This window comes from Synechococcus sp. MW101C3 (genome assembly GCF_002252635.1).
GTDB lineage: Bacteria > Cyanobacteriota > Cyanobacteriia > PCC-6307 > Cyanobiaceae > MW101C3.
Window position 1 is genome coordinate 94,581 of the sequence record NZ_NQKX01000008.1, and the last position, 12,957, is coordinate 107,537.

The window sequence follows — 12,957 nt, forward strand, 5'->3', positions numbered from 1 at the left end:
GCTGCTCAGCGCTTCAACCACAGTGCCAGCAGCATTCCGGCTCCACCCCAGCGCAGGGCTTTCCACACCACCTCCTCCTGCCAGTTGGAGGTGCGCAGGGCCTTGGGCAGCGGGTCGAGCAGGCGTTGGCCCAGTTCAAGCCGCTGGCGCAGGCGCCGGGCGCCGCTGCTGTTGTCGTCCGGCTTGAGCCGCTCGGCCCGGGCGGCCACTGCCAGCATGCGTGAGAGGCTGTGCAGCCATCCCCCCGCCTGGCGACTGGAGGGACGGCTGCGAGGGGTCAAACCGCTGGTCATGCCGCCAGGATGGATCCCTCCCCTTGGTTTCGTCCAGTGCCGATGCCCTCCGGCAGCTCTGCCCTCTCCACCGGCCCCTCCACCGGCACCGGCACCAACCCCGCCACCAGCACAGAGCCCTCCTCCGGCACTGGCCCCGCAACCGGATGGCCGCCGGGCAGCCGTGAGCTGGCCGAGCAGCTGCAGCGTCTGCTGGTGATTGATGGCCGCGACTGGCATGCGCACAAGAGCCAGAAGCCCAGGCGCGCGGCCGAGCAGATCGCCTCGGCGCTGGTGCATCTGCTCAGCGAGGCCAGTCCGGCCCACCGCCGCGACCCTGTCGCCCATGCGGAGGCGATCGCCTTGCTGGAGCACGGCCTGGGCTGGCTGAAAGGGGAGCGAAGCGACCCCGGCTGCCCGAGCCATGGGCACGGCTCCCGGTAGGGATCATCCGGTCGTGTTGATCCGGCAGCGATCCGCAGGCAGTGATCCTCAGGTCGTGGGCACCAACCAAGGACCCTGCTGAGCACTCAGCCCCGTTCGGGCCGGATCTGCACCGCCAGCTGCAGGCGGTTGCCCCGGTCGCTCCAGCGCACGTCGTCGAAGCAGTGGTGGATGAGGAAGAATCCACGGCCGCAGCAGGAGCCGGGCTCCTCCGGCAGGGCGCTGTTGCGCCGCGCTGTCGGCACGCCCGTGCCTTCGTCCTGGATCTGCCAGATCATCCAGCGCGGGGTCTGGATGCGACGGATGCGCAGGCACTTGCCCGGATCGCCGCCGTTGCCATGGCGGACGGCGTTCACCAGGGCTTCCTGCAAGCCAAGCTGAAGCTGGGCCAGGTTGTGGGCCCTGCGCATCGGCTCCAACAGCAGCTCCAGGAGCGGCGCCAGTTGCAGGGTGGAAGGGGTGATGAAATCGGTCCAGCGCAGGGATGGGACCAATGGCCGGGGCATCGACTCCGCTTTCCGCTCTGGCTTGACCCTAACGCCGTGCGCCGTTGCCCTCAGCGACACCCTTCACGCGCTGTTGCAGCGCCGGATGGCTGAGCAGCGCATCCATCAGCCGCACGCCCCGGAGCTGGTTGATCAGGGGCATATGCCCATCCGGTGCCTCCAACGACCAGGTGAAAGCCTTGGGGTAGCGGGTCCAGAGGCCCTCCTCCTTCCAGCCGAGCTTGGGCCACAACCGCTCCCAGCGGCCGCCGCAGGCCTGCAGCAGGCGCCCCTGTACGGAGAAGCCGAAGCGTCCGCGCGAGTAGCAGAGCCAGAGCCGGTCGAGGGTCTGCAGATCGATGCCGCTGATCGGTGGCACCTCGCTGAAATAGACGTACCCGCGGGCCTCGGCGGCGGACCCGGCCAGCTGGCGCAGGATCGAGCTCGTGCAGCGATCGGCCAGCTCGAAGGCCTGCTCGCTCAGGGCCGCCTGCAGAGGCTGGTAGTCGATGCCGCTGCCGGTAGGGGTTTCCAGCCACCCCTGGGGGTACCGGCCGCGGAAATCGGCAGCCAGGGGGTCGGTCTCGCTCAACAGCCAGTGGATCAAGGCGCCCGGCACCCAGTCGTCGCCGCTGGCATCAAGCCCCGCTAGGCGATCGATCAGCAGAGGGCGCAGCTCGGTGCGACGTGCCTCCAGCTGGGCCAGCAGGCTGCGCTGCTGCCGTGGGGAAGCGCTGAGGAACCGCTCCAGCAGCTGATCGGCTGTGACCGTGGCAGAGGCGGGTGGTCCGGAAAGCATGGCGTTCAGCCAGCCAGAGCAGGGCCAGCGTGTTGCCCACTATGTCAGCCGAGCCCTACGGGTCGGAGACGACGCACCGTGAAGCGCCGATCCGGCTCTGCCTAGGATCGAATTTTCCACCCCTCTGCGATGACGGCTATTCAGTTCTTCCGCGGGGTGGACGAACCCGTGATTCCCGACATCCGGCTGACCCGCTCCCGCGACGGCCGCACCGGCCAGGCGATGTTCGTGTTCGAGGAGCCGGAAGCACTGGCCCCCGAAAGCATTGGTGACATCACCGGCATGTTCCTCCTTGATGAAGAGGGGGAGCTCGTGACCCGTGAGGTGAAGGCTCGCTTCGTGAACGGCCGCGCCAGCGCCATCGAAGCCACCTACACCTGGAAGAACGAAGAAGATTTCGAGCGCTTCATGCGTTTCGCGGAGCGCTATGCCGCGGGCCACGGCCTTGGCTTCGCCGGCCAGGACGACGAGGCTGACGCTGGAGCCCCTGCTGCGGAGTCGGATCCGGCTTGAACTTCGGGAACTGGCTTGGGTTCGCCGCCACCATCGCCGCTGCCGCACTGCTCTGGAGCCTGCGCGGTGTGGTGATTCAGGTCTTTGCCGCCGTGGTACTGGCCATGGCGATCTGCACCCTGGTGGGATTCGTGCAGCAACGGTTGCGCTGCAACCGCTCGCTGGCGCTGTTGGTGAGCGTGCTCGGGCTGGTGGTGGTGCTGTCCGTGGCCATCGCGGTGCTCATCCCCCCCTTCGCCGAGCAGTTCGGACTGCTGCTCACCAAGGTGCCCGCCGCCGCCGCGCTGCTGCTGAAGATGGGCCGCGAAACCCTCTCCTGGGGGGGGGCGATGATCTACGGCCAGCAGGACACCCGCCTTGATTTCGAGTGGCTGACCTCCCTGTTGCCGGCCGGCGGGGACAGCACCGCCGCCCTGGCCGGCGGGATCGGCCAGGGGGCAATGCGGCTCCTGGGTCTGGCGGGAAATCTCGGCAGCGGCGCTGTGCAGCTGCTGTTCGTGGTGGCCGTGAGCCTGATGGTGGCAGTGCAACCCACCGCCTACAGGGAAGTGGCGGTGTTGCTGGTGCCCTCCTTCTACCGTCGCCGCTTCCGCCGCGTGCTCGAACTCTGCGGCACTGCCCTCAGCGACTGGATGGTGGGGGTGTTGATCAGCTCCTGCTTCGTGGCGCTGCTCTCAGGCATCGGCCTCTGGCTGCTGGGGGTGAATCTTGTGGTGGCCAATGCGTTGCTGGCCGGCCTGCTGAACGTGATCCCCAATGTGGGACCCACCTTGAGCACCATCTTTCCGATGTCGGTGGCGCTGCTCGATGCCCCCTGGAAAGCGGTGGCGGTGCTTGGCCTCTATCTGGTCATCCAGCATCTGGAGAGCTATGTGATCACTCCTTCGGTGATGCATCACCAGCTCAAGTTGCTACCCGGCCTCACCCTGTGCGCCCAGTTCCTGTTCACGGTGATGTTCGGACCGATCGGATTGTTGCTGGCGCTGCCGTTGGCGGTGTGTCTACAGGTGATCATTCGTGAAGTACTGATCCACGACGTGCTCAACCCCTGGCAGCTTCAGCGTCGGCTTTCATGAAGCCTCGCGCTGTGCTCGGACTCCTGGGCCTCGTGGTGCTGGGGCTGCTCCTCTGGGAGCTCCGCTGGGTGCTGTTGGTGCTGTTCGGAGCCGTGGTGCTGGCCGTAGCGCTCGATGTGCCGGTCACCCAGCTGCGCCGGCGGCTGCCGATCAACCGGCCCACCGCCCTGTTGTCGGTGCTCGTGGTGTTGGTGCTGCTGGGCTGGAAGGTGTCGGAGCTGCTGTTGCCCGAGCTGGTGGAGCAGGCCGGTGAATTCACGCGTCTGGTGCCGGAGCTGGTGCAGCGCTTGGGGGAACTGGCCGGTGGGATCAAGGGGTTCCAGAGCCTCGAGCAGCAGTTCGCCAGCTTCACCACGTTGGACAGGCTGCAACCGCTCGGCACCCAGTTGCTGGGGGTGGCAGGCAGCACCGCCAATACCACCATCCAGGTGCTGCTGATGGTGCTGCTGGCTTTGCTGCTCGCGCTCGATCCCCGCAGCCACCAGCGCCTGCTGCTTGCCGTTTCCCCGCGCTTTGCCCGCCCCGGCATGGAGAGCCTGCTGCACGATTGCCGTCAGGCCATGGGCGGCTGGCTGGCTGGCATGACGATCTCCGCCGTCACCGTTTTTCTGCTCACCTGGGCCGGCCTGGCGCTGCTGAGGGTGCCGCTGGCCCTGCTCAGCGCCTTGGTGTGTGGCCTGCTCACCTTTGTGCCCACGATCGGTCCCACGGCCGCCACCTTGCTGCCACTGGCGGTGGCCCTGCTGATTTCCCCAGCCAAGGTGCTGCAGGTGCTGCTGCTGCGCCTGCTGCTTCAGAACCTGGAAGCCTTCGTGCTCACGCCGGTGCTGCTCAGCCGTACGGTCAACATGCTGCCCACAGTGGCACTGATGGCCCAGCTCTGCATGGGCGCCCTGCTGGGCCTGCCCGGGGTGCTGCTGGCCCTGCCGCTGGTGGTGGTGCTGCAGGTGATCTGCCAGAAGGTGCTGGTGGAACAGGTGATGGACCGCTGGACGCTGGAAGCGTCTTAGCTGGTTTCCCAGGCAGGGGGCGAAGTGTGGCTGTGATCGCTGCCCAACCCACGGATCGCTGCGATCCACACGCTTGCTGCGTTCAGCGGAAGCGGTTGAACAGCTCAGGCGCCAGGACCAGCACGCCGATCGGCAGGGGATGGCGGCCCACCGCGGCGATCACGGCGGCCATGGTGAAGTGATCACTGAGCAGCAGGAATTCGGTCCTGAGTTCAAGCAGCGCCAGCAGCACGAGCACCACCGGCACAAAGGGAATGCGGCTCATGCCAGCGGGCTGCGCGCCCGGTTCGATGCTGTGATCAGGCTGAGCAGGGTGGGCGCCACGCCGATGCTCGACCAACTCCCGACGGCGATTCCAGTGGCGAGCGCCACGGCAAACCAGAACAGGCTGCTGCCGCCGAAGAAAATCATGCCCAGCAGAGGCAACAAGGTGGTGAGCGAGGTGTAGAGCGAGCGGGTGAGAGTGACATCCACTGCCACATCCACCTGATCATTGATGGGAAGGTGACCGAGCAAGGATTTCTGCTCCCTGATGCGGTCGAACACCACCACGGTGTCGTTGACGGAATACCCCGCCACCGTGATCAGCGAAACAGCGAACAGAGAATCAACCTCCACACCCAGCAGGAGGCCCAGCCAGGCAAACAGCCCAGCGGTGATCAGCACGTCGTGGGCCAGGCAGACGATGGCCAGGGAGGCGAACAGGCGGTCGTAACGGAAGGTGATGTAGGCCGCGATCGCCGCGAAGCTAACGAGCAGGGATAACAGGCTGCTTTTCAGGAGCTGGTCGCCCAGGGTGGGGCCGATCGTTTCGATCGAGGTGTCACCCGGAAGGAATGGCCCGATCCGGCTGCTGAGCTGTTCAATCAATGCCGTGCTCTGGACGGCACTGAGGGTGGGCATCCGCAGATCGATCGATCGTCCGCCGTCAAGCACCTGCAGTGGCGCGCGCTCAAGTTGGGGGGCGGCTGCACCAGCTTCTACAGGCAATTTCACCTGGGAGAGCTGTTCTTCCACCTGCGGTGCCGTGAGGGGGGAGCAGCTGGCGCCACAGGCCCTCTCCAGCTGGATGCGGGTGCCACCGGTGAAGTCGAGGCCCGGCTTGAGTGGCAGCCCGATCGATGGATTCAGCCAACTGAGCAGCAGGCCCAGCAGGCTCAGCACACAGGCGGCTCCAGAGGCCCCCCAGGCGAGGCGGCGATAGCGATTGATGCGGAAAAAACGGATCTCTGGAACCGGATCCGCGGCTGTGGGACTCATGGTCATTCAGGCAGCAGAGGACGGAAGCTCACGGACCGGGAGGAAGTAGGTGGGTCGTCGCAGCGAGGGGTAGCTCATCAGCAACCGCAGCAGGGTGCGGGTGCAGGTGAGTGCGGTGAACAGGCTCAGCACCAGGCCGATCGCCAGGGTGACGGCGAAGCCTTTCACCAGGCCGGTGCCCAGGGCGAACAGGGCCACGCAACTGATCAGGCCGGTGGCGTGGCCGTCGATGATCGAGGAGAAAGCCAGCGAGAAACCGGTGTCGATCGAGCGGATGAGGCTGTTGCCGCCGCGCAGCTCCTCCTTCACCCGCTCGAAGATCAGCACGTTGGCATCCACCGCCATGCCCACGCTGAGGATGAACCCAGCGATGCCTGGCAGCGACAGCGTGACCGGAATCAGGGCGTAGGCCGCGAGGTTGAACAGGGAGTAGAGGAGCAGCGCCAGCACCGAGACGAAGCCGGGCAGGCGATAGACCACCACCATGAACACCGCCACCAGCGCCAGGCCGCCCAGAGCCGCCACCAGGCTGGAGCGGATGTTCTCGGCCCCGAGCGTGGGCCCCACGGTGCGAACTTCGATGATTTTGATCGGCAGGGGCAGCGAGCCACCGCGCAGCTGCACCTCCAGATCCCGCGCTTCTTCAGCGGTGAAGTTGCCGGAAATGCTCGCGGCGCCACCGGTGATCCCGGCCGCCTTGAACTGTTCGCCCACGCTGGCCTCGCTGATCGAGCGTCCATCGAGCACGATGCCGAGCAGTCGGTTGGTGCCCGCGATCGATTGGGTGAGGCGCGCGAAGGCTTCTCCTCCGGCGCGGTTGAAGTTCAACGTCACATCCCAGCCGGTACCGTTGGCCTGCTGTTGGCGACCGGCGCCGGTGAGGTCGCGGCCCGTGAAGGCGGCCGGTTCATAGAGAGCCACGACCCGCTTGTTCACTTCGGCCAGCAGCAGTTCGAGCTGGTCAGCTTCGCTGGCTCCCGCCGGCACTTCCAGGCCCAGGGCGCTGAAGGCCTTGGCCATTTCCTCAGCGGGGAAGCTGGGGGCTGGCGGGGGCGTGGCGCCCGGCGGGAGCCCGGGGGTGGAAGGATCAGCCGGGCGCCTGTTCTTCAGCCGGCCGAGCACGGCGGAGGCCTGGGTTTTCAGGCGCAGCAACCCTTGCATTTCCTGCTCTGTGCCAGGTTTCTGGACCCGGAACTCCAGCAGGGCCGTGGTGCCCAGCACCCTGGCGGCGCGGCTGGGATCCTGCTCACCGGGCAGCTGCAGCAGCAGTTGGTCATCGCCGACGCGCTGCAGGGTGGATTCGGCCACCCCGAGGCTGTTGATGCGGCGATCAAGCACCTCCTGCACCGCTTCGAGCTGCTCGGCCTGCACCTGCCGAATCGCGCCGGCCGGCATCACCTGGAGGGTGAGCTGGCTGCCGCCGCGCAGATCGAGGCCGAGCTGAAGCGGAAACGTGACCAGGACAACCCCGGCGGCAATCGCCAGGGCCAGGATCAGGGCCACCCATCCTTGTTGGCGTGCCATCTCAGAGGGTGCCTGCTTTGAGGCGCCCGGCGGCCTCCACGATCTGGCTGGGCTGAATGATCGTGAGGTTCTCCAGACCGCCGTTGTAGGGGGTGGGGATGTCCTGGCTGGAGAGGCGCAGGGGACGGGCGTCGAGATCGTCGAAGCAGTGTTCGGTGATCAGGGCGATCAGCTCGGCGCCGATGCCACCGGTTTTCATGCACTCCTCCACCACGATCACCCGATGGGTCTTGCGGATCGATCGGCTGATCGTCTCCATGTCGAAGGGTTTGAGGCTGATCAGATCGATCAGCTCCACATCAACACCCTCGGCTTCGAGTTGCTGCACTGCCTTGAGGCAGTGGTGGCGCATGCGGGAATACGTGAGGATGGTTACGTCCTTGCCTTCACGCACCACATCGGCCTGATCAAGGGCGCAGATGTAATCGCCTTCAGGGATCTCCTCGCTGAGGTTGTACAGCAGCACGTGCTCGAAGAAGAGCACGGGGTTGTTATCGCGGATGGCGGCCTTCATCAGGCCCTTGGCGTTGGTGGGGGTGCTGACGGCAACGATCTTGATGCCGGGCACGGCATGGAAATAGGCTTCAAGCCGCTGGCTGTGTTCAGCCCCGAGCTGACGACCCACTCCGCCGGGGCCGCGCACCACCGTGGGGATCGTGTAGTTGCCGCCGCTGGTGTAACGCAGCATCCCCATGTTGTTGGAGATCTGGTTGAAGGCGAGCAGGAGGAAGCCCATGTTCATGCCCTCCACGATCGGCCGCAGGCCGGTCATGGCGGCGCCCACGGCCATGCCCGTGAAACTGTTTTCCGCGATCGGGGTGTCGAGCACGCGCAGCTCGCCGTATTTCTCGTAGAGGTCCTTGGTGACTTTGTAGGAGCCGCCGTACTGACCCACGTCTTCGCCGAACACGCAGACGGTGGGGTCTTTTGCCATCTCCTCGTCGATGGCGTCGCGCAGGGCGTTGAACAGAAGGGTTTCTGCCACAGGGGAGATGCGGACCCGGCGCAGGTGCCGGAAGTGGGGCCAACTTATCTCAGGCCCGCCAGTCGCAGCCTCGCTGCGTTGGAGGGGAGGTGCAGGCTCGCTGGTCTGAGGGCTGCCAGGGTGAAGCCGGTGCCGCTCAGCCGCCGGCCGCGAAGGTGGCGAGCAGGAGCACCGACAGGATCATCCCCGGCGAGAGCAGCAGGGCCAGCAGGCCGAGATCGTGAGGGGTCATCGCAGCGGTGGGGGAACCGGTGGTGGCAGCAACCTTAGGAAGGCTCGGTGGAGCTGGCGGGCAAGAGGCTGCGAATGAACACCAGGAACAGGCCCAGGCCCACGAAGGCGAAGCTGAAGGTGGCCAGGAAGCTCATGCCCACGATCAGGGTCTTCATGGCGGTGCCGATGCTCTGGGCGAACGGTTTGCTGTAGTGCGGCGGATGGAGGGCGAAGTAGGTCACCACCCGTTGGCTGAGCAGCAGGCTCACCCAGGCCAGGGCGCCGCTGGTGACGGCACCGGAGAGGAAACTGAGCGGCCCCTTGCGGGGCGGAGCGGTGGGTGAGGCGGCGGCCGCTGGCATGCCGCTGCTGGAGCTGTTGCCGGAGGCGCTGCCGGGGTCGGTCTGCTGGGGGTCGCTCATCGTGGGGCGTCGGGATCGGGGACGGAGCCGGCCGGGGGCATGGCCTGATTGCTGATGACCCTGGCACCTGCCGGCGTGAAGCGGCAGCACCAGGCGTCGAACCCCGCGGCCTGCAGGGCCGGAGCGAGCTGCTGCTGGGCCGCAGCGGCTTCAGCGGCGCTGCTGAACAGAGCGAACAGGCTGGGCCCGGATCCGCTCATCGCCACACCGAGGGTGCCGGCCAGGCCGCGCAGCAGAGCCAGGCCCTCGCGCACGCTGGCCTGCTCCGGCTCCACCACGGCCTGCAGATCGTTGCGCAGGGGCGGCAATCCGCGCTCCCCCCGCAGGGCGGCCAGCAGCGGCCCGCCGCGCAGGTGCTCCCGGCGTTGCTCGAAGTCGGCCTCGCAGTCGAGGTAGAAGTCGCCGCGCAACTCCCGGCAGCGTCCATAGGCCCACGGTGTCGACACACTCACCGCTGGATCCTTGATCAGCAGCACGGCCAGGGGATCGTCTGCCGCCGGCAACGGCTCCAGCTGCTCTCCCCGCCCGAAACACAGCTGGCTCCCCCCGGCGAGGCAGAACGGCACATCGGAGCCCAGCTCCGCCGCCAGTTCCAGCAGGGTCGCCGGGGGGAGATTCATGTTCCAGAGCTGGTGCAGGCCCACCAGGGCGGCAGCCGCATCGCTCGACCCTCCCGCCAGCCCGGCTCCGATCGGGATGCGTTTTTCCAGGTGGATGTCGGCGCCCCGCAGCGGCCCCTCCAGCCGCTGCTGCAGCAGCAGGGCGGCGCGGCTGATCAGGTTCGTGCCGTCCGTGGGCAGTCCCGGGCGGTCACAGCTCAGTTGGAGGCGGCCATCGTCCCGTTCGTGCAGGACCAGCCGGTCTTCCAGATCGATGCTCTGCATCAGCATCGCCAGCTCGTGGAAGCCATCCGGCCGCAACCCGAGCACTTCGAGGTGCAGGTTGATCTTGGCGGGAGCGAGAACGGTGAGGCTGCGGCTCAGTGCTGCCATGGGTTGCGTTGGACTACGGATCGGGATGGAGGCTCGCCTTGTCTGCGCTGAGAGGGGCGGCTGGCGCCGAGGCTTCGGCCTGATTCAAGCCCTCCGCCAACGCCACCCAGCGCTGGGGCTCCAGGTCCTGGGGGCGCTGCTGCAGATCGATGCCGGCGGCAGCGGCCAGGGCACTGAGTGCCTCCGCCGGCAGCAGGCCCGCCAGGGTGTTGCGCAGCATCTTGCGCCGGGCTGCGAAGCAGCGCCGCAGCAGCCGCTCCACCGTGGCGGCCACGGAAACGGGCAACCGCTCCGCCAGTGGCAAGGGCTCGATCACGATCACCTCCGAGTGCACCCGGGGCGGCGGCTGAAAGCAGCGAGGGGGCACGGCGCACACGCCCTTGCAGCGGGCCATCAACTGCATGCGCACGCTCAGGGCGCTGTAGGCGCTGCTGCCTGCACGGCAGCGGATGCGTTCCCCCACCTCCTGCTGCACCAGCAGCACCAACCGCGAGTACGCCGTAGTGGCAGGGCGGTCGAGCCGGCCCACCAGCCGCTCCAGCAGCGGACCGGTGATGTTGTACGGGATGTTGGCCACCACCTTGGTGGCCAACGGCAGCTCAAGCTCAAGCACATCCCCCTCCAGCAGGCAGAAGCGGGGATCGCCGCCGAACTGCTGGCGCAAGCCGACCACCAGGTCGCGGTCGAGTTCCACTGCCGTGAGGCTGGCCAGGGGGGTTTGCAGCAGCCGTTCGGTCAGCGCCCCCCGGCCCGGCCCCACCTCCAGCACCCGGTCGTGGACGTCGAGTTCGGCCGCCTGCACGATGCGATCGAGCACGCCGGCATCGGTGAGCCAGTGCTGGCCGAAGCGTTTGCGGGCCCGGTGGCCGCTGAAGGTCATGACCCTGGGCGTGAGATCTCCCACATTGCCTTCCGGTGCGGCTAGAGAAGGTGCAGTGACGGGGACCGGGCGATGGCTGCATTGGTACGCGTTGAACCCATGGCACCCGTTGAACACGCTGAGCCCGCAGAGCGGGTGGAGCCAGTGGCATCGGCGGCTTCGGCCACGGCTGGCTTCCCTGAGGCCGTTGTGATTCCGCTGACCTCAAGGTCCGCTGGCGTGCAGCCGGCTGCCGTGAGCCCTGCAGCGCTCATCCGAAGCCGGGCGCGGCACATAGCGCACCCTGGCCGTCATTCACTGGCCTGGGTCGGCTGGATCGGCGCTTTGGCCATGCCCCTGCTGAGTGGTCCGGCGCTGGCTGGCAGCGCCACCGCCGATTCCGTCTGGGACCGTGACAACGCCAAACAAAGGGCCATGCAGCAGGTGCCGGCGGGCGCCACGGTCACCAGCACGCGCTGCGAAGACTTTTCGGTGGGAATGGACAACACCCGCTACCGCTGCACGGTGGAGTTCACCGTTCCCGATCCGTCGGTTCCCGGCACGAGCACGCCCGCCCCCGCTGGCCTGTCCAGCCCCTGAGCGGACCACCCGCGTTCACCATTCGAGCCGCAGCCAGCACACCGGTGCCCGGGCCGGTGGCAGCGGCACCAGCGCGCACACCGCTTCCACCGGCAGGTGCCTCCAACAGGGGTGTTCGCACAGCCAGCACGACCAGGCGGCCGCCAGCCGCTGCCGTTTGCGTCGAGTCACGCTGGCCCTGCCCCAGCCATCGGCACCGCTGCGGCGCCGGCCCTTCACCTCCACCAGCAGCAACCGGCCCGGCTTCAGCAGCACGAGGTCGAGTTCGCCCCATCGGCACTGCCACCGCTGAGAGAGCAGCCGCCAGCCTCGCGTCTGCAGCAGCCGCAGCGCCCGCTGCTCCGCCCAGCGGCCGGGCACGGTGCAACGGCTGCGCGCCCGGTCGGCGCTCTGTTGCGGTCGGGCTCCTTTCACGAACGGCCAAGGCGTGTGTTCCTAGGGTTCCCTCTCTGTCCCTTGCTGCCATGGCCTCCCCGCTGCGCTGCCGCGCCGGACTTCCTTGCCGCTCCTGGCTCGCTTCGCTGCTGCTGGTGCTGGCACTCGGCGTGGCGCTGCTGCCGGTGGCCCCGGCCCAGGCGGCGATGGACTATGCCAAACAGGTGCTGATCGGCGCCGATTTCCATGGCAGCGATCTGCGCGGCGTCACCTTCAGCCTCACCAACCTGCGCGAGGCCGATCTTTCCGGTGCCGATCTGCGGGGGGCCACCCTGTTCGGCGCCAAGTTGCAGGACGCCGATCTGCACGGCGCCGACCTGCGTGAGGCCACCCTTGACTCTGCGGTGCTGGATGGCACCGACCTGCGCGACGCCTTACTGGAAGATGCCTTCGCGTTCAACACCAAGTTCAACGCGGTCAAGATCGATGGCGCTGATTTCACCAATGTTCCCTTCCGGGCCGATGTGCTGAAGAAGCTCTGCCTCGATGCCACCGGCACCAACCCCGTCACCGGCCGCTCCACCCGCGCCAGCCTCGGCTGCGCCTGATGGTCCTCCTTCCGTGCCATGAGCTTTGATCCCCGCAGCCTTGAGCGGCTTCGGGAGCTGGGCCGCCAGCTTCCCCAGCCCTTGCCGGCCCCGCAGGCCCGCCCCGCTGCCGCGCCGCAGCAGCGGCTGCATGCGGTGGAAACCGAGCAGGACCCGGACAAGCTTTTTCATGAGCTGATCAAAGCGAGCCCCGATGGCTTGGTGCCGCCCCATCTGATGGAGCGTCTTGCGACGCTCGAGACCGCCAGGCGGGAGCGTCAGCGCCAGCAGCCGCCGCCGGGTGCGCCTGCGGGAGCAGCAGCAGCACCGGCGGTTCCTGGGGGCCTTGGCCCCGCCCGAACGCCCCGGACCCCCCTGGCGGGCGCCCCCGCTGCCGCCGCCATCCGCGAGCACGAGCAGTTGTATCGCGAGTTCCATTCGCTGCTGCTGGAAGACGAGCCAGACAGCTGACCCGAGCGCTGACTGCCGGGTGCCGGCAAGGCTGGACAGGCGCATCTACAGCCGCTCGCGTTGCTTGGGC

18 protein-coding genes are annotated in these 12,957 nt (G+C 67.6%); 7 read left to right on the top strand and 11 right to left on the bottom strand.

What is annotated here, in order from left to right:
• Positions 1-5: 5 nt before the first annotated feature.
• Positions 6-293, bottom strand: a complete 288-nt coding sequence (locus CJZ80_RS11380) for a hypothetical protein (protein ID WP_094513133.1) — start codon at positions 291-293, stop codon at positions 6-8.
• Positions 294-335: 42 nt separating this feature from the next.
• Between CJZ80_RS11380 and CJZ80_RS11385 the strand changes: the two genes are divergently transcribed.
• A complete protein-coding gene (locus tag CJZ80_RS11385; RefSeq protein ID WP_233133036.1) occupies positions 336-716 on the top strand; it encodes a DUF6439 family protein in 381 nt (126 codons plus the stop codon).
• 86 nt (positions 717-802) lie between these two features.
• Here the strand turns inward: CJZ80_RS11385 and CJZ80_RS11390 are convergent, their stop codons facing one another.
• Complete coding sequence (locus CJZ80_RS11390; RefSeq protein WP_094513135.1) at positions 803-1,222, bottom strand: ATP-binding protein; 420 nt, start codon at positions 1,220-1,222, stop codon at positions 803-805.
• A gap of 28 nt (positions 1,223-1,250) precedes the next feature.
• The gene (locus CJZ80_RS11395) at positions 1,251-2,000 is read right to left on the bottom strand and encodes a GUN4 domain-containing protein (protein ID WP_094513136.1); all 750 of its coding nucleotides are present in this window, start codon (positions 1,998-2,000) and stop codon (positions 1,251-1,253) included.
• A gap of 129 nt (positions 2,001-2,129) precedes the next feature.
• On the opposite strand from CJZ80_RS11395, the gene psb28 reads away from it, so the two are divergent.
• From psb28 to CJZ80_RS11410, 3 genes are read left to right on the top strand one after another with little or no spacing between them, the layout of a single operon-like run.
• Positions 2,130-2,513, top strand: coding sequence for a photosystem II reaction center protein Psb28 (gene psb28 / locus CJZ80_RS11400; protein WP_094513137.1), 384 nt, complete (start codon positions 2,130-2,132; stop codon positions 2,511-2,513).
• The gene (locus tag CJZ80_RS11405) at positions 2,510-3,589 is read left to right on the top strand and encodes an AI-2E family transporter (RefSeq protein WP_094513138.1); all 1,080 of its coding nucleotides are present in this window, start codon (positions 2,510-2,512) and stop codon (positions 3,587-3,589) included. Before psb28 ends, CJZ80_RS11405 begins: the two co-directional genes overlap by 4 nt.
• Entirely contained in the window at positions 3,586-4,599 is a 1,014-nt protein-coding gene (locus CJZ80_RS11410) for an AI-2E family transporter (RefSeq protein ID WP_094513139.1), read from the top strand. Before CJZ80_RS11405 ends, CJZ80_RS11410 begins: the two co-directional genes overlap by 4 nt.
• Positions 4,600-4,681: 82 nt before the next feature.
• Here CJZ80_RS11410 and CJZ80_RS11415 read toward each other — a convergent pair whose 3' ends face one another.
• The 7 genes from CJZ80_RS11415 to rsmA form a co-directional block, all read right to left on the bottom strand.
• Positions 4,682-4,864, bottom strand: coding sequence for a hypothetical protein (locus tag CJZ80_RS11415; protein WP_094513140.1), 183 nt, complete (start codon positions 4,862-4,864; stop codon positions 4,682-4,684).
• A complete protein-coding gene (gene secF, locus CJZ80_RS11420) occupies positions 4,861-5,865 on the bottom strand; it encodes a protein translocase subunit SecF (protein WP_094513141.1) in 1,005 nt (334 codons plus the stop codon). The genes CJZ80_RS11415 and secF overlap by 4 nt, the downstream gene beginning before the upstream one ends.
• A complete protein-coding gene (secD, locus tag CJZ80_RS11425; protein WP_094513142.1) occupies positions 5,866-7,383 on the bottom strand; it encodes a protein translocase subunit SecD in 1,518 nt (505 codons plus the stop codon).
• Between the two features lies 1 nt (position 7,384).
• Positions 7,385-8,368, bottom strand: a complete 984-nt coding sequence (locus tag CJZ80_RS11430) for a pyruvate dehydrogenase complex E1 component subunit beta (RefSeq protein ID WP_094513143.1) — start codon at positions 8,366-8,368, stop codon at positions 7,385-7,387.
• Positions 8,369-8,634: 266 nt separating this feature from the next.
• Positions 8,635-8,943, bottom strand: coding sequence for a DUF3082 domain-containing protein (locus CJZ80_RS11435; protein WP_094513478.1), 309 nt, complete (start codon positions 8,941-8,943; stop codon positions 8,635-8,637).
• Between the two features lie 56 nt (positions 8,944-8,999).
• On the bottom strand, positions 9,000-9,995 hold the full coding sequence (ispE, locus tag CJZ80_RS11440; protein ID WP_094513144.1) for a 4-(cytidine 5'-diphospho)-2-C-methyl-D-erythritol kinase: 996 nt from the start codon (positions 9,993-9,995) through the stop codon (positions 9,000-9,002).
• A 13-nt stretch (positions 9,996-10,008) separates the two neighbouring features.
• Positions 10,009-10,875: a 16S rRNA (adenine(1518)-N(6)/adenine(1519)-N(6))-dimethyltransferase RsmA gene (rsmA, locus tag CJZ80_RS11445; protein ID WP_094513145.1), complete on the bottom strand. Its 867-nt coding sequence runs from the start codon at positions 10,873-10,875 to the stop codon at positions 10,009-10,011.
• Positions 10,876-11,205: 330 nt separating this feature from the next.
• On the opposite strand from rsmA, the gene CJZ80_RS11450 reads away from it, so the two are divergent.
• A complete protein-coding gene (locus CJZ80_RS11450) occupies positions 11,206-11,454 on the top strand; it encodes a hypothetical protein (RefSeq protein WP_198948297.1) in 249 nt (82 codons plus the stop codon).
• 15 nt (positions 11,455-11,469) lie between these two features.
• Here CJZ80_RS11450 and CJZ80_RS11455 read toward each other — a convergent pair whose 3' ends face one another.
• A complete protein-coding gene (locus CJZ80_RS11455) occupies positions 11,470-11,868 on the bottom strand; it encodes a YraN family protein (protein WP_233133037.1) in 399 nt (132 codons plus the stop codon).
• A 50-nt stretch (positions 11,869-11,918) separates the two neighbouring features.
• Between CJZ80_RS11455 and CJZ80_RS11460 the strand changes: the two genes are divergently transcribed.
• Positions 11,919-12,437 carry a pentapeptide repeat-containing protein gene (locus tag CJZ80_RS11460; protein WP_094513147.1) on the top strand — a complete coding sequence of 173 codons (519 nt, stop codon included), beginning with the start codon at positions 11,919-11,921 and terminating at the stop codon, positions 12,435-12,437.
• Positions 12,438-12,455: 18 nt separating this feature from the next.
• Positions 12,456-12,887 carry a hypothetical protein gene (locus CJZ80_RS11465; protein ID WP_094513149.1) on the top strand — a complete coding sequence of 144 codons (432 nt, stop codon included), beginning with the start codon at positions 12,456-12,458 and terminating at the stop codon, positions 12,885-12,887.
• Positions 12,888-12,957: the final 70 nt, after the last annotated feature.